This is a genomic window from Streptomyces zagrosensis (assembly GCF_014203645.1).
Classification (GTDB): Bacteria; Actinomycetota; Actinomycetes; order Streptomycetales; family Streptomycetaceae; genus Streptomyces; species Streptomyces zagrosensis.
Genome location: NZ_JACHJL010000003.1, coordinates 392512 through 416393 on the forward strand (window position 1 = coordinate 392512; position 23882 = coordinate 416393).

A 23882-nucleotide genomic window follows, 5' to 3' on the forward strand; every position below is an offset into this window, starting at 1 on the left:
CCCCCGACGCGGTGCCGCTCGCGGAAGACCGGCACCGCTGATCGGCCGGGCGTGCGGTCGGCTCGGCGTGCGGTCGGGCCGGCGTGCGGTCGGGCGGGCCGCCCTCTGGTGAGGGTGAGCGCCGGGTGCTGGGTGGTTTAAGTGGGGTCCAGCCCGTGGCCGCGGAGCCAGGACAGCGGATCGACGGCCGACCCACCGCCGGGCCGTACCTCGAAGTGCAGGTGCGGTCCAGTGGAGTTGCCTGAGTCGCCCGAGTACGCGATCGTGTCGCCCGCCTGAACCGACCCGGAACGGAACTTCGTGCTGCTCAGATGGCAGTACCAGGTCTCGGTGCCATCGGGCGAGGTCACTATCGCCATGTTCCCGTAGGCGGTGTTGAACTGCGTACGCACCGTGCCATCGGTGGCGGCCATCACCGGCGTACCTTGATCGACGGGAAAGTCGATACCGGTGTGCACCGACATCCAGTTGATGCCCGCCTGTCCGTACATGGCGCTGAGCCCATGCTGCTGCACCGGGAGTGCGAACTTCGGCCGCATCGCCTCCTTGCGTGCTGCCTCCTGCGCCTTGCGCTTCTTCTCGGTGGCCTGCCGCTCCTTGAGGTCGATGCGCTCTTGGGTACGGCTGGCGCGATCGGCGAAGTTGTCGGCCTCAGCGGTGAGCCCGGCGAGCTGGGTGTCCAGCTTGCTGTTGGCGGCGGTGGGCTGCACCGTGGGCCGATCGGGCGCGGCCTGCGTGGTCGCTTCTGCCTTCTTGTCGCTGTCGCTGCCTACACCGCTGACGGACGCGGCGGCCACGGCCGCAACGCCCATGACGGCGACGGACGGTACGGCGACGGTGAGGAGTGCGGAGCGCCGGGACCGCGTGGCCGGGCGACGGCGGCCACGGCCGCCGCCATCTCGGCGCAGCGGCGGCGCCGTGGCAGTGGCGGCTTCGGGCTGCTGCTGCCGGCGGCGTGCGGCGCGGGTGCTGGGTTCGGCGACTGCGGTCGTCGAGTGGCCGGGGGAGCGACTGCTGAGGGGGGGCGTATCGCCCGGGTCGGCGTCGAGTTCGTACGGTGCCTCGTCGGGGTTGGTGTCGAGTCCGTACGGTGCGTCGAGGTCCGCTTCGTCCACGACGGGGAAGGTGGCGGTGCGTTCAGGCTCCGCTTCGGGCGCGGGTTCGAACGCCTGCTCGTGCGCCTGAGCAGGCTCATCACGCGGCTGCTGCGGCTGCTGCGATTGCTGGTACGGCTGTGTGTACGGTGACGCATCGGCGGCGGTCGTCTCGTAAGAGCCGGTGTCCCACTGTGTAGTGCCGTACTGCCCGAGTTCGTGCTGGCCCGTGTCCCACGCCCCGACGTCGTGCTGCCCAACGGCGGCGTGCTGCCCGGTGTCCCACTGCCCAGTATCGAGCGACCCGGTTTGGAACGAACCAGTATGGAACGATCCGGTGTCCCACTGCTCGGCGTCGTGCTGGCCTGAGTCGCGGGGACTGATGGGGTGCGGACTGGCGGCGTGTTGCCCGGTGCCGAAAGCTCCGGTGTCGCAAGACCCGATGTCAAAAGACCCGGTATCGAATGATCCAGTGGTGAACGACCCCGTGGTGAACGACCCGGTGTCGAACGCTGCGCCGTTCCACTGCCTGGCGTCGAACTGACCTGAGTCATGCGGACCGTCCGCGAAGGGCCCGACGTCGAAAGTGCCCGTCGCGAACTGTCCCGTATCCAACTGGCCGGTGTCCGCAGGCCCATTGAGGAACTGGCCGGCTGCACTGTGGTTGGGCTCAAACTGCCCCGGGTCGGCCTGGCCTGTGCTGCCCCAGGCGTTCGTGTCCCACTGGCCGGATGTGTCGGCATCCACTCCCGCATACGGGCCACCCGCCATCTGCGGATAACCAGTTGCGGTGCCCCAGGTGCCGGTGGTGTGGTGGCTGCCGGTGTCGTACCCGCCGGATTGATCGTCGTACGCGCCACTCCACTGCCCGGCGTCGTACTGCCCAGCGTGCCCAGCGGACTGCCCGTCGTACGGGTCGGCAGGCTGCCCGTCATACGGTCCGCCGTCGTACGTGACGCCAGCGTCGGTGTCGGTGCCATGGGCGGCGTGCTGCTGGCTGCCGTGCTGGCTGCCGGGGAGCGTGCCGTACAACGGGTCGCCGACTCCATCGGCTTCGCCGTAGCCGGCGGAAGGGTGGTCAAAAGTATCGAAGGTGCCGGTGGCGTAACCGTCATACCCGGTGTGGCCATGCTGTGCACTCTGCTGGTCATACGACCCGTAGTGCGCTGATGAGGCATCTGGTGCGGGGGCCGCCGGGTCTGAGCTACCCGACGGGTGACGGTTGTTCACCACCAACTTCTCTTTCGCCTCGACAGCAGGAGAATTAGCGGCGACTGTACCCGGCAGTACGCGACGCCGACAATCTTCCGCTGGTTTCGTGCTCGAAGAGAACGGGCATTTGGTCGCCTTTCGGCGCTTCGATCGGCATTACTTGGCCGTGCGTTCGAGTCTTGTTCGAGAGAAAGAGCGGCGACCGCGCAACCGAACGTGCCGCTGACGCGTCTGCGCCCCCTTCATCGGTGTCCGCTTCGGCCGTACTTCGGTGCGGGTTACGCCGCACGCCGGAAGATCGAGATCTTCGGTGTTACCGATGCGCGTGTTGTGCGCGAGGTGCTGAGCTTCTAACTGATCAATAGGCGCGGACCATACGGGATTCAGTGCCGGGCTCGGCGCTGCAATAACCCGCGAATTGAGTGCAGTAATCCGGCGCGGCCCCGCGTAACTCCATGATCAGCACGGCGGACACAGCCCCGGCCCGTGCCCGGATACGCATCCAGTCGGCCAGCGCGTCAGCTGGCGGGGTGCGGGTGTGGGAGTGATGACCCTCGCCGTGGTGTTGCGGTGGCCGCTCGGCGGGCTCGCGGCGGGCTCGGCGCGTACCGTACGCAGTGACTCACGTGTGATTTCCCCCTCGCTCTCCACCGGGGGACGGTCGCTTACGAGATGCTGGCGATAACGTGCGTTCACACCTATGGCCGATGACGGCAGTCGTGCGTGGTACGTGCGGGTCGCAGGCGGAAGCGTGCGGCCAGGAATCCATAACAGCATGGAGGCAGTGATGGGAGTGACCGGTCCGATCCGCGTGGTGGTGGCCAAGCCGGGGCTCGACGGCCACGATCGCGGGGCGAAGGTCATCGCGCGTGCGCTGCGAGACGCTGGTATGGAGGTCATCTACACCGGACTGCACCAGACCCCGGAGCAGGTCGTGGACACCGCGATCCAGGAGGACGCCGACGCGATTGGCCTGTCCATCCTGTCCGGTGCGCACATGACGCTCTTCGCCAAGGTTCTTGAACTGCTGCGTGAGCGCGAGGCAGCGGACATCAAGGTGTTCGGCGGCGGCATCATCCCCGAGGCGGACATCGCTCCCCTCAAGGAGCAGGGGGTGGCCGCGATCTTCACGCCGGGCGCTCCGACCACCGCCGTGATCGAGTGGGTACGGGCCAACGTACGGCAGCCCGCCGAGGCGTAACCCCATCCCGGCCCTTAACCCGGCCCCGAGCTCAGCCGCGACCCCCGGTGCACGGTGCGCCAGGGGTCCGGTGCGTCGTTGGCCCGATGGTTGGCCGGGGAGCGGGCGCCTGTTCGGGCCCCGCGGCACTCTGCCCCCGGCCATCTCGGCCCCATCCCAGAGCCCCCGGCCCATTCGGGACGACCAGGGCTGGGGCGGGGTGTCTGACGGCCTAGCCGGGTTGGCCTTCTCCCGGCTTGTCGGCCAGTTCCGCCTGTATCGTCGCGCGAAGTCGCAGCGTGCCGACTAACCGCTGAAACGCCTCCGACCAGTAACCAGTCGCCCCCGGCGCGCCGTCGCGTGGTTCCTCCGCCAGCGCCGTCAGGATCTCAAGTCGGTCGGCCAGCGCGGGGTCCAGGCACCGCTCGGCCAGGCCCATCACCCCGCTGAAACTCCACGGGTAGCTGCCCGCGTCACGAGCGATGTCGAGCGCGTCCACGACCGCGCGGCCCAGCGGTTCGGCCCAGGGGACCGCGCACACGCCCAGCAGCCGAAAGGCATCGGACAGGCCGTGGGCGGCGATGAACTCCGCGACCCATACGGCCCGTTCCTCCGGCGGCAGCACCGCGAGCAGCTTGGCCGGGTCACGCCAGGAGGGGCCTTCGGCCGATGCGAGCGGCCGACCGCCGAGCGCGGCCCGTACGGCCGGCGCACTGCCATGGGTGTGGGCGGGCGCCGATGCGGTGGGTGTGGGGGGCGATGCGTTGGGCGGAGGAACGGTAGCGGGCGAAGGCGCGGGCGGGGGCGGGGGCGGGGGCGTTTGAGCGGGGCCGGTGGCCGGGGTGGCTGGAGTCCCCGCTGGACCGGATGGTCCGGCCGAGGCGGGTCCTTGCGGTGTCGGGGTGGCCGGTGCGCCATGGCCCGGGCTCGGGTCGAGGCTGGCGAAGGCCAGGGCCGCGCGGGCTGCGAGTCCCGTGGGGGCGGCAGACGTATCGCCGCCGACCGGGGTACTGAGCAGGGCGCGCGCCCAGGCGGCGTCCCGTTGCCGCACGGCGGCGCGGCTCCATGCTGCGTGGAGTTCCGCCTCCCAGCCATCGGCGACCGGGACCGCCAGGATGCGCGCGGGAGTACGCCCGCCGAACTGTTGGGACCAGGTCGCCAGCGGCGTTGCCTCCACCAACTGGCCCAGCCACCAGGCCCGTTCTCCGCGGCCGGACGGCGCCTTCGGTACGACTCCATCGCGCTGCATTTCGCTGTCACAGCTCCGCGGCGGATCGATGACCACCTCCGTTTGGCCGGCTGCCTCCTCCCGCAGGGTGACGCAAGCCCGAGAGCGTGTGGCCATCCGGGCGGCCAGGGCGGAGCCGGGGAGGGCCGAAAGGAGCTCGGCCGCCGTGGAGCGGACATTGCGGCTGCGGTCGGACAGTGCCTGCTCGATGAACGGCTCGTCGGCAGACGAGAGCCCCTCGCGCAGCGAGTCGAGGAACATCAGCCGATCCTCGGCCCGCTCGGTCGGCCAGGTACGACAGAGGAGGTCGAGCGCGGCAGCCGGGTCCCGACGCCGCAGCGATGCGAGCAGCGCGACCCGTTCGGCGAACAGCCCCTCCTCCCAGAGGCGGTTCGCCGCCCCCTCATCGAGCACGGCGCCGGGGGCCGCCCCATCGAAGGCGCCGCCTGCCGGGCCGCCGCGTAGGGCGAACCTCCAGTCCGGGTTGAGCCGTGCCAACCACAGCGCACGCGGCCCCGCGAGGGTGAGCGCTGCCGGGCGCAGGTCCGTCCGGGCGCGGGCCGCATCGATGAGGGCGGGCAGCAGTGACGAGGGCGCGCGGTAGCCGTACCCGTTGGCGGCGGAGAGCCACTGCGGCAGCAGTTCCGCCAGGTCGGGCGCGGTGCGCGGACCGTTGCCACCCGTACCAGCGCGGTCGGTGAGCAGCATGGCCAGCCGCAACCGGGCGGCGGGCGGCAACGTCGGCCTGGTGTCGTCGGGCGCGGGAACCGGCCGGGGCCTGGCGGCGGCGGGCAGCAGCCCCGCGCGGCGCCGCACCGTGCTGACCGCGGCAGCCTCCAACAACGCCATCGGGGCATCCTGCCCCGGCCGCGCGGCGACGGGCGGGGTGCGCCGATCCGTACCGAGCAGGGCGGCGGCCAGCAGGTCGTCCCAGCCGACGGGAGGGTTCGCCGTGTGGGGGCTCGCGGCGCTGGGGTTCGCCGTGTGGGGGCTCGCGGCGCTGGGGTTCGCCGTGTGGGGGCTCGCGGCGTCGGAGGGCGTTGCGGCGGGGGTGACCGGGGTGTCGGTCAACGTCACGGTGTGCCTCCAGGGGCCGGGAGGTGGCTGATCATGGGCGGCGATGGGCTCGGCTCGATGCGCGTGGCGGCGTCGCGAGAGAGCGGCGTCGTCATGATGCCGCTCGGCGGTTGCCCGGCGACAGCGATACGGGCGTTTCGTCCCAGGCCGTGAGAGGGACGAAACCGCGGTGCCCGCACTCGCCGAAGACGGTGAGGGGAGCACCACCCGATATCGAGGCGAGCTGCCACAGGTTGGTGGGGCAGCGGGGGTCGATGGGCAGGGCGAGCCCGGTATCCGCGTCGGCGAGCTGCCAGCCCTTGGCATCGGCTCGCGCCGCTACTGCGGCTTCGCCGCTGCCGCCGGCTGGGCTGCCGGTCGGGCTGCCGGCGCTGTGGGCGCTACTGCCGCTGCCACCGGGCGTACTGCCGCTGCCGCCGGGGGCAGCGCAGTTGCCGTCGCCCGTACCGCCGCGCGCGGTGCCTGTGGTGGCGAGCGCGGCCACGGCTGCCGCGTCGGGTATCGGAACGACGCGGGAGAGGATCACCGGCCAGGCGTCGAGCCAGGGATCGTCCCGTAACGCAGTGCCGTACGCAGCGAGAGCGGTGGATACGTCCACTCCGGGCGGAGCAGAGACGGTCGCGCCGGCCGGCACCCCGTCGTGGGCGTCCGCCCGAGTGGCAGCGGTGGTGGCAGCGGTGGCGGCGGCGGACGGCTGAGAGGGGCCTGGGCCGGACTGGCCCGTGGTCTCATCGGCCTGGGCCGTGGCTACTGCGCTCCGGCCGTCCCTAGTAGCTGGCGCGGCCGTCTCCCGAGCTTCATGCGCAGCAGTCGTGGCTGCCCGGTCCTCGGGCGCCGGCGCTTGGGGCTGGGGCTGGGGTCCTGCACTGCTCACCGTCCCGTAGCACGTGCCGAGCGTGGCGCGCAGGAGGCGGGCAGCGGGGTAGTACGCGAGGTCGGCGTCCAGCACGAGGCCGACCGGCAGGGCCAGCTCGGGGGCGCGGCCCGCGGCACCGAAGGAGAGAAGCATGGCCATCCGGCCCGTCCGCGAGCCGCGCAGCCATACGCGCCGAGTGGTCAGCTTGCCGTCGTCGCTGTCCTGGCGAGCGAGGACCAGCCAGTGATCCCGGACGGGGTCGGCCGTGGCCAGCAGTTCGGCCGTGTCCGTGGTCAGCCCGATGCGCGTACGAGCCGTGGCGGCCAGCGGCGCCGGGAGATCGGCCACTCGGAGGAAGCCCTCAGTGAGGAGGTGCAGCAGTGCGCACTCCTCAAGCAACCGGGACGGCCAGTCCGGGCCGGACGAGGCGATCGTGCCCAACTCCCGTGCCCGAGAGGCAAGACCGGGTGCCTGCGCGTCCACCATGCGGGCGGCTGTCTCATCCCACTGGGTATAGCCGGACCGGTCGGCTCCAGCCAAGCCGTCCCGGAGGAGATCGGCGAGCCGCTGCTCCAATTCCGTAGCGCCTGCGGCGATGCGGCGCTCTCGTTGCTCGACGCGCTCCGTGCGCCGGCGCGCCGGCGCATCGCCCCGGGCACCCTGCGTGCCCTCGCCGGCATCATCCGGCCCCCGCATGCCGTCCGCGCCGGCACCACCGGCCGAAGCCACCACCCGCTCCGCGCGCTGGCGTCGGCTGCTCAGCCACTCGTCGGCCCACGGCGGCGGCACGGCCTCGCGCACGGTGTCTCCCGCGGCCCATAGCAGCAGCAACCCCAGGGCGTGCTTGCACGGGAACTTACGGCTTGGGCAACTACACCGGTACGCCGGCTCCGTAAGGTCGATCACGGCTTGGTACGGCTTGGTGCCACTGCCCGCGCACAGCCCCCACAAGGCACCATCCTGCGTCCCGCTGCCTGACCACGGCGCGGGCGTCGCGAGCCTGCTGCCCGCCTTTTGTGATGAAGCGTCAGGAGCCAGCGCGAGCACCTGTTCCGCCGTCCATCGTTCCCCCTGCACATCCATGTCTACGACGTTAGGCCACCCCTCTGACAATCGCTCTGACCTGCGGGTTCGGTCGGCCAGGACGGATTGTCAGAGGGGTGGTGCATGGTGGAGAACGTCCCCGGCTGAGGCAGCCGGATGGGCGTGCGAGGAGGGGGATTTGTGACCGTGTTTGGGACCGCGAAGACCATGCCGGGAGCCGCGAAGGCCGCGCCTGGAGCCGCTGGGACGGGCGAAGCCGCCGATACGGCGGGAACTCCTGCAACTGTTGGAGCCGCGCACGAGACCGAGGGACGCGCGGAGGTGCTTCGGCCACATGCCGAAGACACGTTCGCCGATGAACTGGCCGCGCTCGCCGCGGCCGACGATCGGCCGCGGCCGGCCCGTTGGCGGCTCTCACCGTGGGCCGTTGCCACCTATCTGTTGGGCGGAACACTGCCGGACGGCACCGTGATCACGCCGAAATACGTGGGACCGCGCCGCATCGTTGAGGTGGCCGTGACGACGCTGGCCACCGATCGTGCGCTGTTGCTGCTCGGTGTTCCGGGCACCGCGAAGACCTGGGTGTCGGAGCATTTGGCGGCGGCGGTGAGCGGAGATTCGACGCTGCTGGTACAGGGGACGGCGGGCACGCCGGAGGAGGCCATCCGGTATGGCTGGAACTATGCACAGCTCCTGGCCCACGGGCCGAGTCGGGACGCGCTGGTGCCAAGCCCGGTGATGCGGGCCATGGCAGACGGCATGACCGCGCGCGTCGAGGAGCTGACCCGTATTCCGGCCGACGTACAGGACACGTTGATCACCGTGCTGTCGGAAAAGGTCTTGCCCATCCCGGAGTTGGGCGATGAGGTGCAGGCGGTACGGGGGTTCAATCTGATCGCCACCGCCAACGATCGAGACCGCGGCGTCAACGAGCTGTCCAGCGCGCTGCGTCGCCGGTTCAACACCGTGATATTGCCGCTTCCTGCGACGCCCGAGGCCGAGGTGGACATCGTCGCGCGCCGCGTTGACCAGCTCGGGACGTCGCTCGACCTGCCGTCCGTGCCCGAGGGCCGCACGGAAATCCGGCGCGTCGTGACGGTCTTTCGCGAGCTGCGTGAGGGGGTGACCGGCGACGGCCGTACGAAGCTCAAGTCCCCGTCCGGCACGTTGTCCACGGCGGAGGCGATCTCCGTGGTCACCGGCGGCCTCGCACTGGCCGCGCACTTCGGCGACGGCGTGTTGCGCGCGGGCGATATGGCAGCGGGCATTTTGGGCGCGGTGGTGCGGGACCCGGCCGCAGACCGGGTGATCTGGCACGAATACCTGGAAGCCGTCGTGCGGGAACGTGACGGCTGGCAGGACTTCTACCGAGCCTGCCGAGAGGTGAGCGCGTGAGCACGCTGGGCGAGCGGGCGCGGTCCACGCAGGCCGCGCCGAACGAGACCACCGACGCGGCCGACCTGGACAACGCGGCCGACCTGGACAACGCGACCGACCTGGACAACGCGACCGACCTGGACGACACGACTGACCTGAACGACGCGGACAACGCGACCGGCCCGAGCAAGACGGCGGGTACGGCGGGTACGACCGATACGGCGGGTACGACGGATGGCGCGGGCGCTGGGCCGCTGCTCCTGGGCGTACGGCACCACGGTCCCGGCTCGGCGCGCGCCGTACGAACGGTTCTTGAACGGTGTGTGCCCAAGGCCGTGTTGATCGAGGGCCCACCAGAGGCAGACGCGTTGCTGCCGCTGGCCGCGGACCCGGACATGCAGCCCCCCGTCGCGCTGTTGGCCCATGTCGCGAATGAGCCCGGCCGAGCGGCCTTTTGGCCGCTCGCGGAGTTCTCACCGGAGTGGGTGGCGATCCGGTGGGCGGTGGAGCGTGGGGTTCCGGTGCGGTTCATCGATCTGCCGGCGGTGCACACCTTGGCTCTCGCCGGGACGGACCTGGAACCCGCCGCGGGCCAGCCGGAACAGGAGGAGCCTGCTGGACCGTCCGCAGACCTCCCCGCTGAGGAGCGGCCAGGCGGGGACGGGGACGGGGCGAGTTCAGGGACCGCCGATGTGCGGATCGATCCGTTGGCGGTGCTCGCGGGGGCGGCAGGGTACGACGACCCCGAGCGGTGGTGGGAAGACGTCGTAGAACATCGAGGCGCGCACGTGCATGGTGATGACGGGCATCGGGGCGCGCCTGCACGCGGCGGTAACGATGACGAACACGCCAGCATGGCGCCCCCCGCCGAGCGAGCCGAGCCGCGCGCCTCGGGCGGGCGCGCCGGCGGGCCGGGGGAGGCCGAGCGCCAGGATGGAGGAGGCAAGGACGGCCACGCGACGGCTGCCGTGACGGTGACGGCCGCTGCGACGGCGGCCGGGCGGGCTCAGGCCCTCGCCCCGTTCGTCGCGGTCGGCGAGGCCATGGCCGCGCTGCGCGACGAGTACGGGCACGGCGGACACGGGGCCGACGCGGCGCGCGAGGCGCATATGCGGCTGCGGTTGCGGGAGGCGCGGCGGGAGTTCGGTGATGAGGTCGCTGTCGTCTGTGGTGCCTGGCACGTGCCGGCGTTGTCCGCCAAGACGACGGTGGCGGCGGATCGAAAGCTGCTGCGTGGGTTGCCCAAGGTCAAAGCCGAGCTGAGTTGGGTGCCGTGGACACATCGCCGGCTCTCTCGGCGCAGCGGGTACGGCGCGGGCATCGCCTCGCCCGGCTGGTACGGCCATCTCTTCAGCTCGCCCGATCGGCCGGTGGAGCGGTGGATGACCAAGGTCGCGGGGTTGCTGCGAGAGGAGGACTACCCCGTATCGACCGCGCATGTGATCGAGGCCGTGCGGCTCGCGGACACCCTTGCCATCATGCGTGGCCGCCCGCTCGCGGGGCTCACCGAGACCATCGACGCCATCCGATCCGTGCTCTGTGAGGGCTCGGATGTGCCACTCGCCCTGGTGCGGGACCGGTTGGTGGTGGGGGACGACATCGGCGAGGTGCCCGATGCGGCCCCCGCGGCGCCGCTACAGCGCGACCTCACCCGGGCGCAGCGCGCGCTGCGCCTCAAGCCGGCTGCTGGCGAACGGGAGTTGGACCTCGATCTACGAAAGGACACGGACGCGGAACGTAGCCGGCTGCTGCACCGTGTGCGACTCCTTGGCGTCGAATGGGGCGTGCCATCGGACCGCGCCCGCGCGGGCACCGGCACGTTTCGCGAAACCTGGCGGCTGAGCTGGGAGCCCGAACTCGCGGTGCGGGTCGCCGAGGCCGGTATCTGGGGAACGACCGTGCTGTCCGCCGCGACCGCGAAGGCGGAGGCCCTGGCCGTGGACGCGCGGGGGCTGGCAGCCGTCACCGAGTTGGCCGAGCGCTGCTTGCTCGCCGGGTTGCCCGACGCTCTCCCAGTGGTGATGCGGGTGCTCGCGGACCGTGCGGCCTTGGACGCCGATGTAGGGCACTTGGCGCAAGCGCTGCCGGCGCTGGTGCGGTCCGTGCGGTACGGAGATGTGCGGGGGACGGACGCGGCGGCGCTTGGCGAGGTGGCGGCCGGCCTCGCCGAGCGGGTTTGTGTCGGACTGCCGCCCGCATGCGTCGGCCTGGACGCGGACGGTGCGGGGGAGATGCGCGAGCACCTGGACGCGGCCCACCGGGCCATCGGCCTGCTGGCCGAGACGCGTGGCCAGACCGTGGTGTCGTCGGCAGCGGACCGGGGCGCCGGCGGCACCACGGACGGCGCCGTGGACGATGCCCCGTCCAGCCCCGACGCCGGTGGCGGCAGTAGTGGCAGCGGTGCTGGCGGTGGAGAGGCCGGCCGGCCGGACAACGCCGGCGCAGGCCCGGGCGAGCTGGGGTTGCGGGCGCGGTGGTCCGCCGTGCTGCGAGTCCTGGCGGAACGTGATGGCACGCCGGGGCTGATCCGGGGTCGGGCTGCCCGACTACTCCTCGACGATGGGCGGCTGGCCGAAGGAGAGGCCGCCCGGTTGATGGGCCTGGCGCTGTCACCCGGCACCCAGCCGGTCGCGGCGGCTGCCTGGATCGAGGGGTTCATCGGCGGAGGCGCTGGTGGCGGCATGCTCCTGGTCCACGACGAGCGGCTGCTCGGCCTGATCGACGGTTGGCTGTGCGGCGTCGCGGCCGAGGCGTTCACCGATGTGCTCCCCTTGCTGCGCCGTACCTTCTCCGCGTACGAGGAAGGAGTACGCCGCACGCTAGGTGAGCTGGTGCGGCGCGGCCCCGCCGGCGGCCCTGCCCATGCGGGCGGCCCCTCCATCACCGCTGTGGCCCCGGGCTTCGCTCCGGAGACCGACCCCGAGCGTTCGTCAGCCGTGTTGCCCACCCTGTGGGCGCTGCTCGGGGTGGCGGACGAACAGCGGCGCGCTGACCCGCGTACTGACCCGCGCGCCGAGCGTGCGCTGGCGGCGCGTGCGCGGGCAGGCGCAGGGTCGGTGAGTGGGTCGGTGAGCGAACCAGTGACCGGAGCCGCGGTGGGGGCGGCGGTCCTGGCAGACAGCGGCACTGCTGACGAGCCCGGTGGGTCTGCCACGGGGGGAGCTGTCACTCCGGCGGCCAGCGAGGTCGCCGTACACGCCGTATCGGACGCGGAGCGGTTGCGGCGGTGGCGGCTGGTGCTCGGTGGTGGGGAGGGTGCAGACGGCACGGGATGCGCGCTCGGTGGCAGGGACGCGGCCATGGACCGGACGCTGGAGGCGCTGTACGGGCAGCGTGGCGGCGATGGCGCGAGGGGCACGGGTGGGCGCGGCAAGGGCGGACAGTCGGGACAGCGCTCCGCAGGTCTTGGCGATTCGGCTCCGCGTGTGGCCCGCTGGCTCGGCGACATCCGTACGTACTTCCCCACCTCCGTCGTCCAGGTCATGCAGCGCGACGCGATCGACCGGCTCGGTCTGTCCACACTGTTGCTTGAGCCGGAGATGTTGGAGGCGGTCGAGGCGGACGTTCATCTCGTGGGGACGCTGCTGTCCCTCAACGAGGCGATGCCGGAGACCACCAAAAGCACGGCACGAGCCGTGGTGCGTAAGGTCGTTGACGATCTGGAGAAGCGACTGGCGACCCGAACGCGCGCCACCCTCAACGGCGCACTCGACCGTTCCACTCGCATCAATCGCCCCCGCCACCGGGACATCGACTGGAACCGCACCATCCGCGCGAACCTCAAAAATTATCTGCCCGAGCAGCGCACGGTGATCCCGGAGCGGCTGATCGGGTACGGGCGCGCCGCGCGCGGAGTGCAGAAGGACGTCATCCTCTGCATCGACCAGTCGGGGTCGATGGCCGCTTCCGTCGTCTACGCCTCGGTGTTCGGAGCCGTGCTGGCATCCATGCGTTCGCTGGCTACCCGGTTGGTCGTCTTCGATACCTCGGTCGTGGACCTCACGGACCAGTTGGACGACCCGGTGGACGTGTTGTTCGGCACGCAACTCGGCGGCGGCACCGACATCAACCGGGCCCTCGCGTACTGCCAGTCGCAGATCACCAGGCCAGCCGACACCGTCGTCGTGCTAATCAGCGATCTCTACGAAGGGGGCATACGGGACGAGATGCTCGGGCGAGTGGCGGCGATGAAGGCGTCGGGCGTGCAGTTCGTGACGCTGCTGGCGCTGTCCGACGAGGGCGCGCCGTCGTATGACCGGGAGCACGCGGGGGCGCTCGCGGCGCTCGGTGCGCCGGCCTTTGCCTGCACACCTGACCTATTCCCCGAGGTGATGGCGGCGGCGATTGAGCGGCGACCACTGCCCATACCGGACAAGGAGCCGCATCGGTGACTTCGGTGACCGAGGGCTTGCGCGGCCCCCCGCACAGCGTGCAAGGATCACCTACACGCCGATGCACCTCTCCACCCGTGGGGGAGGCCCTTCCTCGCGCCATGTGCGTTGCGTTCATCGCGTGCCGTGTGTGCGGTTCGTGCGGCGTGTGGTGCGTGCGGTTCGTGGGGTGTGTGCACCGCGTTGATCGGGGATGCCCGTCTCACCGCTGTGTGCACGCAGCGCGCAATGACCGCACGACGGTGGTGGTGGCACTGCTCGCCGGAGTAGCCTTTCTGGTAAGGGAGTTCGTACTCGGTAACCACGCTCTTGCGTCGGCGCGCAGGGCTCAATGCGGACCGGACGCCGTGACCACCACCGGCGGCCCCGCCCCCTCGAACCGCCGGAGAGCACGGGCTCCGCCAGGCCCGTGCTCTCCGGCCACCACCGGCCGAATGCACCGCCGCACCAGGGCAGTTCACGCCGACCGCGAGGCGGCGCCCCGCCGCTACCCCCTTCGTATGCCCTACGCGCCCCCGCTCCTGCCCTCGCACCACCGCACCTTTAGGCATCACTGCATCACTGCATCACTGCGTTTCAAGGCACCACCGCCGCCCAGCCTTCGCGTAGCGCCGCCGCGCCGCAGCCCGCGCCACCCACCCGACCCGCAGCGCCCGCTACACCCAGCACCGGCTCGGACCCCGCAGCCCGCTGCACCCGAGCGCCGGCTCGGCCCGCACTGTGCGCCTTGTCCGTATGCCTGCGCCGCGGGCTTGGGGGCGGCCGTCCTCGCTAGTGTCTCTCCGGCGGGCGTCGGCGCGAGTCTCTACCCGCCCCGCTGCTCGCGCGGCTCCTCGCAGCTTCCCGCACCCACTCGCGTACCCGAGACCTGACGAGGGAGGCGGGTGTCACCTAAGTCCACTTTTGTCCCTAGTGGTTCTTCTGGGGCGCTACCGCCTGACAGTGAGGGTTTCGACGGCGTGAACGTCTGGGGCCTGGCATCGGAAGGTCATCGGACGGCTGGGGGCCTATATCGGCTGACCGGGTGGTCTCCCATGGTGCTGGGACACCCGGTCGTAGGGATCTGTGACTGTTATCACCGCCCAAGTGTGATCTGCGATTTAGGGCGGCCAGGCCTGCGGCGATAACCTGCCAGGCGGACATGCCGCGTACCCGGCTGACGCGTCCAACCTCCTAGCGATCTGTAGCGACCTTGGTGACCGCGTCGTCACGCTGCCCTTCGCGGCACGCCCGCGCAGACAAGAACCGCGATCACTCAGACCGCTGGTGTAGTTGAGAAGCAAAGGGACGGACGCGCGTGGACCTGTTCGAGTACCAGGCGAGGGACCTCTTCGCCAAGCACGGTGTACCGGTGCTGGCCGGTGAAGTCATCGACACGCCTGAGGCGGCGCGCGAGGTGACCGAGCGTCTTGGCGGCCGAGCGGTCGTTAAGGCGCAGGTAAAGGTGGGTGGCCGCGGCAAGGCCGGTGGGGTGAAGCTGGCCGCTGACCCGGCCGACGCGGTAGAGAAGGCCACCCAGATTTTGGGTATGGACATCAAGGGCCACACGGTCCACAAGGTGATGCTGGCCGAGACCGCGGACATTGCGGAGGAGTATTACGTCTCCTTCCTCCTCGATCGCACTAATCGCACCTTCTTGGCCATGGCCTCCGTCGAAGGCGGCGTGGAGATCGAGGTCGTTGCGGAGCAGAACCCCGACGCGCTGGCCAAGATTCCGGTCGATGCGATCGAGGGCGTCACCGACGCCAAGGCCCGTGAGATCGTCGCCGCGGCGAAGTTCCCGGCCGAGCTCACCGACCAGGTTGTCGAGGTTCTCAAGACGCTGTGGACCGTCTTCATCAAGGAAGACGCTCTCCTCGTCGAGGTGAACCCGCTGGTCAAGACCGGTGCAGGCAAGGTCATCGCGCTGGACGGCAAGGTGTCCTTGGACGCCAACGCCGAGTTCCGCCAGCCGGACCACGCCGCGCTTGAGGACAAGGCCGCGGCCAACCCGCTGGAGGCGGCGGCCAAGGCCAAGGGCCTGAATTACGTCAAGCTTGACGGCCAGGTCGGCATCATCGGCAACGGCGCGGGGCTCGTCATGAGCACCTTGGACGTCGTCGCGTACGCAGGCGAGGCCCACGGCAACGTGAAGCCCGCCAACTTCCTCGACATCGGCGGCGGCGCGTCCGCCGAGGTGATGGCCAACGGCCTGGAGATCATTCTCGGCGACCCGGACGTCAAGTCCGTCTTCGTCAATGTCTTCGGCGGCATCACCGCGTGCGACGCGGTCGCCAACGGCATCGTGCAGGCCCTTGAGCTGCTGAAGTCGAAGGGCGAGGACGTCACGAAGCCGCTGGTCGTGCGCCTCGATGGCAACAACGCGGAGCTGGGTCGCAAGATCTTGACGGACGCGAACCACCCGCTGGTTCAGCAGGTGGACACCATGGACGGTGCCGCAGAGCGGGCCGCCGAGCTGGCTGCGAAGTAAGGGACGAGGACACCAGTAACCATGGCTATCTTCCTCACCAAGGAAAGCAAGGTCATCGTCCAGGGGATGACCGGCTCCGAGGGCCAGAAGCACACCAAGCGGATGCTTGCCTCGGGCACGAACATCGTCGGTGGCGTCAACCCGCGCAAGGCGGGCACCACCGTTGACTTCGACGGTACCGAGGTACCGGTGTTCGGCGGCGTTCAGGAGGCCATCGAGGCCACCGGCGCCGACGTCACCGTCATCTTCGTTCCGGAGAAGTTCACCAAGGACGCGGTCATCGAGGCGATCGACGCCGAGATCCCGCTGGCCGTCGTGATCACCGAGGGCATCACCGTCCACGACACCGCCAATTTCTGGGCGCACGCGGGCAACAAGGGCAACAAGACGCGCATCATCGGTCCGAACTGCCCGGGTCTGATCACCCCCGGTCAGTCGAATGCGGGCATCATTCCGGCTGACATCACCAAGCCGGGCCGCATCGGCCTCGTGTCCAAGTCCGGCACGCTGACGTACCAGATGATGTACGAGCTGCGCGACATCGGCTTCTCGTCCTGTGTCGGCATCGGCGGCGACCCGATCATCGGGACCACGCACATCGACGCGCTCGCCGCGTTCGAGGCCGACCCCGACACCGACCTGATCGTCATGATCGGTGAGATCGGTGGCGACGCCGAGGAGCGGGCCGCCGACTTCATCAAGGCCAACGTCAGCAAGCCTGTCGTCGGCTACGTGGCCGGCTTCACCGCGCCCGAGGGCAAGACGATGGGCCACGCCGGCGCCATCGTCTCCGGCTCCTCCGGTACGGCACAGGCCAAGCAGGAGGCTCTGGAGGCCGCGGGCGTGAAGGTCGGCAAGACGCCGTCCGAGACCGCCCGTCTTGCGCGCGAGGTCCTCGCCGGCTGATCCCGCCCTCTTGGGGCGGTTGCTTTGCGGTCGGCTGACCCGGCTGGTTCGCTGATCCGCCGAACGGCTGTTTTACGGGCGCGGGCCCGCATCCTTCCCGGGTGCGGGCCCGCGCCCGTTGCCGTGACTTCAGTTGTCGCCTTCGCCACCCTCCGTGTCCCCTTGGGCGCGCGGCCGTTCCGCGCCGGGGCGCGGGGCGTCGGCCGATGATGTCGCCGGTGTGATGGCCGAGGGCGCCCCCGGCGCGGACTCGCCAGGGGAACGGGTCGTCACCGGGGAGCGCGTGGGCTCGGTGGCTGGCGTATCGGAGTCCGAAGTGGTCGCGAGGGTCAGCGCCGTCGCGGCGGCGATCAGCGCGGTGAGCCCCACGGCCGCCCGTACCAGCAGCGTCGTCGTTCGCTCGCTGCCGCTTCGTACGAGTTCCGCCGCGCGAATACGCACCGGCTGCGCCACCGCGAGCACACCGAGCCGCTGATGCAGAACGGCACCGAGTTGCTCCGGCGGCACGCGCCGCAACTCCGGCAACCGCTCCACCAGCGCCTGTCTGGCGTGCATGAGCCGACCCGCGGTCGCGGGCGTGCTGGCTTCCGTCTCGGCGGCGGTCTCCGGCAGATCGAGCCCGACCCCGTCGTAGAGCAGCAGGGTGCGGCGGTACGAGTGCGGCAGGCTCAGTAGCGCGCTGAGCAACGCCGGATCGCCGGGCGCGGCGGCACCGGGCCCGGTCTCGATGGCGGCGCGACGCATGGCCCGCCGCAGCGTGGACGGTTTGTCCTGGCGCGGGCGGGAGCGTCCGCCCGGTTGTGCGCCGGGCGCGTTGTTCGCGCGCGCGCCGGGCTGGTGGTGCGTAGGAGGCGCAGGGGGCGCGTCCGTAGGTGAGCCGAAGCGCCGATCATGGTGGGCCCGGGCCCACCGTTCCTGACGCGAGCCGTTGCCGCTGCTTGTGTCCCTGCTCGCCCCGCTGCTTGCATCGCAGTCTGAATCGGTGTCCGGGTGCCTTCGGACGCCCTTGACCAGGCCCTTTTCGCCGGCCCTGTGCTGCGCCTTGTCCTGTGTCTTTCTCTGGGCCTTGGCTGCGGACCGGCTCTTGCGCCCGTTGCCGACGTAGCTTTGGCCAGGCTGGGGCGGCTGCTGGGGCGGTGGTGGAGGTGTGGCGGGTGGGGCCTTTCTGCGCTCCGGCCGCAACCGGTGCCAGGGCGACAGCGCGAACTCGTACGCCGCCGCCCGTATCCAGCCCGCCGGGTCGTGATCAACGGCGACTTCTGGCCAGCGCTGCCATGCGAGCTGGAAGGCGTACTCGACGGCTTCCTCGGCGAGCTGCGGCTTTCCCGTGAGCAGATAGGCCTGCCGGATGAGGGCGGAGGCATGGTGTGCGTAAAGAGCGTCAAACGCGGCAGAGGGGCTGGTCAGCGGGCCGATGCCGGGGGCGAGGCTGGCAGCGCGGCCCGTGCTGGGCCGGGGATTGGGGCGGGCCGTGGCGCCGGGCCTGGCCCCGGCGCTGGTGCCCATCCTGGGGCCGGTGCCTGATCCGAATTCGGTGCCTGGCCTGGAGTCGATGCTCGCTCTGGGGCCGGTGCCTGTCGGGGGGCCGGGGTGGCCGGGGTGGCTGGGGGTGGCCGGGTTTGCTGCCGCGGTGCTAGCTGCGGGTCGGGCTCGAGTGCTGCCGGCGACCGTGGCTGGTGCGGCCCCCTCCCGGGCGGGGGCCCCGCTTCGGCTGGTGAAGGGCGCCGCTTGGTCCATCTGGGCGATGCCATTCGGTTGGTTTGGTTGGTTTGGTTGGATTAGGTGGTGTGACTGGTGCGGTTTTTGTGACCGGTGTGGTGGATGCGGTTGTTCCGGTGGATGCGGCTGGTGCTGTTGGGCTGGTTGCGGTGGCTGGGCCGGCCGTTGCGTAGCGGCTACTGACCGTGGCGGGTCCGCGGGTATTGCCGCCTTTGCCGCGTGCACAGTTTCCACTGCTTTTACAGTTCTTGTGGCTGGTTTTGTTGCCTTGACGGGGCGGGCCCGGCGGGTGGATATCTCCTCCGGCACGCCGTGCACGGTACGAGCTCCGCCCGCCACGTTCTCGGCCCCCATGCCCCGCCTCGCACCGGACTCGCCCGCCGCTGCCACGGGCGCCCCCTTCGCCGTCTTCGCATGATCAGGCTCTGCCTTTGGGGCGCCCCTCGGAGTGGACTTCGAGGCGGCCTTTGTGCTGTCCCTGGCAGTCCTTCTGGGGGCATCGGCGGCGCCCGGTGGGATGTCATCGCTGCTCGCGGTGGGGACGTCCGCACGGGGTGCCGTCGTGTTCTGACCTGGTCCGCTGCTGGTCCGTTGGCGCTTTCGCTGCGGTGCTGGGGCGTCTGATGACGCCTGGGGAGCGTCGGCCTTGCGATGTGTCATGCCCGCCGCTCCACTTCATCCGCTCTCGGGCCAGCCGGCTTCGTACGATCGAACTGGATCAAAACGCGCATACGAATATATTGGGCGACACGGCGACCATGTGCCCGCTACATGGACAAAACGGGTGTTATTGGCAGCATGGCCGCGTGACCCAAATGACCGATCGCAGCCTGTCGTTGTCCTCGCGGGGCCGCGCCACGGCCCGGCACTCGCCCGGCACCGGACAAGCGTTCCTCAGCGGTGTGGTGGCTGCCGGTCTTGGGCTCGGCGTGCTCGCCGTCATCGTGCTGCTGTTGTGGATCATCTCGCCGTTCCCGGAGAGCGGACCCGACGGTGCTCTGCGGGTCGCCGCCGGCCTGTGGCTGCTGGCGCATGGAGCTGAGCTCGTCCGTACCCACACGGTGACCGGGGGGCAGGCCCACGTGGGCCTCACTCCGCTGCTGCTCACCGTTTTGCCGTGCTGGTTGCTCTATCGGGCCGGGGGTCACGCGATCGAGGCGGACGGGGAGCGGGAGCCCGGGCCGCAGAAGGGCTGGGGTTCGGAGAGCGGCTGGGAGGGCGGTTCGGAGAACGGCCGGGTGAGCGCGGGCCAGACCGCTGCTTATGCGGCTAATTCGTACGGCGATGCCCTCTATGGCGATGCCCCCTACGGAGGACGCCTGTACGCCGAGGGCTCGTCCACGGAGGACTTGCGCGCTGAGGGTTCGTACGCTGAGGACTCGTACGCCGAGGGTCCGTATGTGACGGGCTCGCATGGCGAGGGCTGGCAGTCGCGTCCAGGGCTCGCGGGCCGCCCCAGGTTGCCGGCGCGTACGGCGATCGGGCTGGTGGCTGGTGGATACCTGCTGGTCAGCGTGGTGGCCATGCTGTACGCCGGCTCGGGCGCGCTGCCCGTCGAGCCCGTCAGCGTTCTGCTGCGGCTGCCGATCATGGTGCTGACGGCCGTGACGGCCGGTGTGTGGGTGGCCAGCGACCGGCCGATGTGGCCGCTGCCCGCCGCGGCCCGCCGCACCCTCGACCGCATTCCCGCGGTGGTACGCCGCGGCCTGCCGCTATCCGTGTTCGCGGCTGCGCTGCGCGCCGCCGCTGTGGCCACGGCCGTGCTGCTCATCGGGGGCGCGCTGCTCACGGCCGCGTCGCTGCTGGCCAATGCCGGGGCCGTGGGCGACGCATTTCCACGGCTGACGAACGAGTGGTCGGGGCGGTTCGCGGTGCTGTCGCTGAGCCTGGCGCTGTTCCCCAACGCGGCGGTGTGGGGGGCGGCGTACGGCCTCGGGCCCGGTTTTACGGTGGGGGCTGGCAGCGTCATCGGGCCGGTCGAGACGACCGCGTACCCCGTACTGCCACACTTCCCGCTGTTCGCCGCGTTGCCCGACCCGGGGCGGGGTGGTCCGCTGCTGTGGGCGGCGATCGGGGTGGTGCCGGTTGCGGCCGGGGTGGTGATGGGTCGCCGCGTCGCTGCGGCGGCGGGTTCGCGGTGGCGGCACGACGGCGTAACGGTCTGGGGCTGGTGGCGAACCGCGCTCACGGCGATCTTTGCCGGGCTCGCCTGCGGGCTGGCGATGGCCCTGCTGGCCTGGACGTCCGGCGGGTCGCTTGGCACGGGGGCGCTCGCGGGGCTCGGCCCCGCGCCCTTGTGGACCGGGCTGACCGCGTTGACCTGGACGGTTGCGTTGGGCGTACCGGGCGCTGTGAGCGTGCGCTGGTGGCGCAACCGGGCGCAACCGCCGGGCGCGAAGCGAGCCGCACGGCTGCGCCGAAGGGCTTCCGCGCGCGAGGAGCGGCGGGCCAGCGCTGACGCAGCGGCCTACGGCGGGCAGACGGCCCCCGAGGAAGCAGCGGACCGCGAGGGAGGGCCGCACAGTGAGGGAGGGGCGGACCGCGACGGCTCGGATGGCCGCGGCGAGGCGGGTAGCCGTGGTGACTCGGGTAGCCCTGGCGGGGCGGCGGGCCCTGTCACCTCTGGAGCCCCGGTGGTACCGGGCCCGCTCGCGGCCCCGCGCCGTCCTACGGCTTCGAGTTCGCTCGCGGCTCCGCGCTCTCCCGCCGCGCCGGACTTCCCCGTGACCCCGCGCTCTCCTGCCGCCCCGAGTTCCCCCGTGGCTGCGGACTCCGCGACGACTTCCGGTACTCCGTCTGGGTTGTCTGTGCCACCTGTGCCACCTGTGCCACCTGTGCCACCTGTGCCACCTGTACCGCCTGTACCGCCTGCGCCACCTGTGCCGCCTGTGTCGGGCTCCCCGCAGGGTCAGACCCCATCGGCGGCGCGACCGGTGCAGCCGCACGTGCCGCACTCCGCGCACGAGGGCGGCCCCACACACGAGGGCGACTGCACGCCCGCCGGTTGGCGGCGGCTCGTCAGGGCCCCCGGTGCCTGGTGCGCGGCGCTGTCGTCGTTCGGGCGCGGTCGGACCGCGCAGCCGAAGGCGCCGCTCAGGGGCAGGGAGCGTCATCCCGCTCCCGACACCGCCAGCGACGCCTGGCACACGACCGCCGCCCGGCAGACACGCTGGGCCGCGCTGCGGGACTCATCGGGCGGGCTCATGACCGACTTCGAGCCGACCGGGTCGCACGACACCAGTAGCCCGTACGACCCGTACGACCCGTATGACCCGTACGGCCCGTACGACGGGCGGAGTGCGGACGATGGACGGAGCGCGGACGGTGGCCATGGCACGCACCAGTTGTATGACCCGTACGACGCCCGTGGCCCGTACGACGCCCGTGGCCCGTACGACGCCCGCGAGCCGTGACGCAGCGCCCGCGTCCGCCGGTCAGCTCAGCCCCCTGAGACCGAGCGCCTGTTGGGCCGATCGAGCCGGCAGACATGCAGCCAGTCATCGGCGTTTGCGGGTGTTTCCGTCACAAGCTTTCCGTCACAGGCTTTGCGTCGTCGATGTTCAGTCATCGGCTTTCAGGAACGGGTGAAGCGGCTCCGGTAGGTGGGTGTCGCAGGACTCGCGCGACGACTTGGTCAGCGCGTCGTCCGCACACTCGTAGTAGTCGCTGTACACCAACTGGAAGGTGTACGTCGCGATGACGATGGCCAGAGCGATGCCGCCGGTCACCACGCCGCTGATGGCCGCCGTTGAGTGCTGTCGCGAGCCGTTGCCGTTCTTCGGAGCGGGCAGCGGCGCGGTGGCGGCATCGGGTGCGGGCGGCGGGCCGTCCACGGCCGCGGCCGTAGGCTCGGGCTGCGGCCGGTGCCGCTTGGCCCGCAGCGCGCTGATTCCCCAGTACAGGGCCAGCGCACCGAGCAGCAGGGCGATTTGCGGCAGGCTGAACAGCGCGAAGAAGAAGGCCCACATGCCGGAGAGCAGCGAGTAGCGGGCGCGCCGCTGTGCCGGGTCGGTGGGGTCCCATCGAGACCCTCGACCATTCCCCTTCTGACCTTTTTGTCCGTTCTGGTTGTTTTGTTCATTCTGGTTGTTTTGGTTGCTTGGGTGGTTTTGATCGCGCGCGGTGCCGGACCGGTTGCCGCTGGAGCTCGCGCCGAAGCTGCTTCCGCTGCTGCGACTGGGCTGACGGCTGCTCCACTGGCTGCCCCACGCGGGGGGCTGCCCGCCCTCGCCCTGACCTTGACCGTCATCCTGGCCCTGGCCCTGACTGTGCCTCTGGTCCTGGTCCTGGTCCTGGTCCTGGCTCGGCGGTCGCGGGCCCCAGGCGGGGCCCGCTCCCGTACCGGTGGGCTGCTGCTGCCCGCCGTTGCCCCGCGGGTCTTCGCCAGTGGGTTGGCTGCTGCCAGGCCCCCAACGGGCCCAGCGGTCGGGCCTGCGCCCTCCGCGCTGCCGTCCGCTCGAACCGCCAGCAGCGCTCGACCCACCGGCTGCGCCCCCGGGTGCAGGGGGTGCGCTGGGCTCGGGCGGGTTGGGTGGCGCCGGCGGCTCGCTGGGCGCGCTGGGCCGCTCCGGCACGGAACTCTTGCCTGAGCCGCCGCCTGAGCCATCGGAGCCTTCGCCTGAGTCGGCGCCCGAGCCCTCGCCCGAGCCGTCGTCTGAGGCGGCGCCAGCGTCGGCGCTCGTCTGCTGCCCGCGGCTGTCACCACCGTTGTCGTGCTCGTCGTGCTTGCCGTGTTCGTCGGAATCTTTGGGACGGCCGTTGTCGCCGTCCGTGCCCCGTTGGGCATCGGGCGCGTCGCTGCCGGCGGCGGCCTGGGGCTGCTGCCATGGGCGGTCGTCGGTGTTGTCCGGGCGCGGGGTCAAGGAGTCGTCTTCCTGGCCGCCGCCGTGGGGTGTGGAGGATGACGGTGGCCGCTGGTCACGGAGCAGCGGTCGCACGCGCGGCGTATCGGCGTACCTCATCGCGACCCCCCGATGCGGAAGGAGGAGAGTGGGAAGCGGTGAGCCGCGCGGCGGCATGGGTCCGGCATATGGAGTGTGTCTTCCCCTTGTGTCGTCGTCCCGCACGCTGGGCCTGGTGGCCCGGCTGGTGCCGTCCGGCCTGGGCGCGGGCGGGACTGTTGTTCCCACGTCATCAGCTAATCCGAGCGAACCCCACGGTCGATCCGGTCGGACTCGTGCCCCTTGGCAACCCCGGTTGCCCGGGCGTTTCCCGGTTTCCGGGGGCATTCTCCGGATTTCCCGGCGGATTCGCAGTCCAGACGCTACCTCCCGCGCGCGCCCCCGTCCCGTGGGGGCCGTTCCGTGTGCCGGTATCGTTGCCGACGGT

The 23882-nt window shown here is 71.0% G+C and carries 10 protein-coding genes and 2 pseudogenes; 7 read left to right on the forward strand and 5 right to left on the reverse strand.

The window, feature by feature from the left end:
• Positions 1-137 precede the first annotated feature (137 nt).
• Positions 138-2327, reverse strand: coding sequence for a M23 family metallopeptidase (locus FHS42_RS08560; RefSeq protein WP_312866773.1), 2190 nt, complete (start codon positions 2325-2327; stop codon positions 138-140).
• 766 nt (positions 2328-3093) lie between these two features.
• On the opposite strand from FHS42_RS08560, the gene icmB reads away from it, so the two are divergent.
• Positions 3094-3507, forward strand: a complete 414-nt coding sequence (icmB, locus tag FHS42_RS08565) for a coenzyme B12-dependent isobutyryl CoA mutase small subunit (protein ID WP_184570475.1) — start codon at positions 3094-3096, stop codon at positions 3505-3507.
• Between the two features lie 211 nt (positions 3508-3718).
• Here icmB and FHS42_RS36715 read toward each other — a convergent pair whose 3' ends face one another.
• The gene (locus FHS42_RS36715; protein WP_376772548.1) at positions 3719-5791 is read right to left on the reverse strand and encodes a DUF5691 domain-containing protein; all 2073 of its coding nucleotides are present in this window, start codon (positions 5789-5791) and stop codon (positions 3719-3721) included.
• A 91-nt stretch (positions 5792-5882) separates the two neighbouring features.
• Positions 5883-7730 (reverse strand): SWIM zinc finger family protein, encoded by a 1848-nt coding sequence (locus FHS42_RS08580; protein ID WP_184570477.1) that lies wholly within the window; start codon positions 7728-7730, stop codon positions 5883-5885.
• 168 nt (positions 7731-7898) lie between these two features.
• Here FHS42_RS08580 and FHS42_RS08585 point away from each other — a divergent pair, with 168 nt between their 5' ends.
• The 5 genes and pseudogenes from FHS42_RS08585 to sucD all read left to right on the forward strand — a co-directional run bounded on the left by FHS42_RS08585 (position 7899) and on the right by sucD (position 16835).
• The gene (locus FHS42_RS08585) at positions 7899-9086 is read left to right on the forward strand and encodes an ATP-binding protein (protein WP_246494422.1); all 1188 of its coding nucleotides are present in this window, start codon (positions 7899-7901) and stop codon (positions 9084-9086) included.
• A gap of 236 nt (positions 9087-9322) precedes the next feature.
• A pseudogene (locus FHS42_RS36720) lies at positions 9323-12037 on the forward strand (DUF5682 family protein); the annotation flags it as partial.
• 714 nt (positions 12038-12751) lie between these two features.
• Positions 12752-13459: pseudogene (locus FHS42_RS36725) on the forward strand (VWA domain-containing protein); the annotation flags it as partial.
• 1297 nt (positions 13460-14756) lie between these two features.
• On the forward strand, positions 14757-15929 hold the full coding sequence (gene sucC / locus FHS42_RS08595; RefSeq protein WP_184570481.1) for an ADP-forming succinate--CoA ligase subunit beta: 1173 nt from the start codon (positions 14757-14759) through the stop codon (positions 15927-15929).
• A gap of 21 nt (positions 15930-15950) precedes the next feature.
• A complete protein-coding gene (gene sucD, locus FHS42_RS08600) occupies positions 15951-16835 on the forward strand; it encodes a succinate--CoA ligase subunit alpha (RefSeq protein WP_184570483.1) in 885 nt (294 codons plus the stop codon).
• A 129-nt stretch (positions 16836-16964) separates the two neighbouring features.
• Here sucD and FHS42_RS36730 read toward each other — a convergent pair whose 3' ends face one another.
• The gene (locus FHS42_RS36730) at positions 16965-18341 is read right to left on the reverse strand and encodes a SigE family RNA polymerase sigma factor (protein ID WP_246494378.1); all 1377 of its coding nucleotides are present in this window, start codon (positions 18339-18341) and stop codon (positions 16965-16967) included.
• Between the two features lie 1028 nt (positions 18342-19369).
• Here FHS42_RS36730 and FHS42_RS36735 point away from each other — a divergent pair.
• Entirely contained in the window at positions 19370-21967 is a 2598-nt protein-coding gene (locus FHS42_RS36735) for a cell division protein PerM (protein WP_246494424.1), read from the forward strand.
• 147 nt (positions 21968-22114) lie between these two features.
• Here the strand turns inward: FHS42_RS36735 and FHS42_RS08615 are convergent, their stop codons facing one another.
• Positions 22115-23515 (reverse strand): hypothetical protein, encoded by a 1401-nt coding sequence (locus FHS42_RS08615; protein ID WP_221476228.1) that lies wholly within the window; start codon positions 23513-23515, stop codon positions 22115-22117.
• Positions 23516-23882 lie beyond the last annotated feature (367 nt).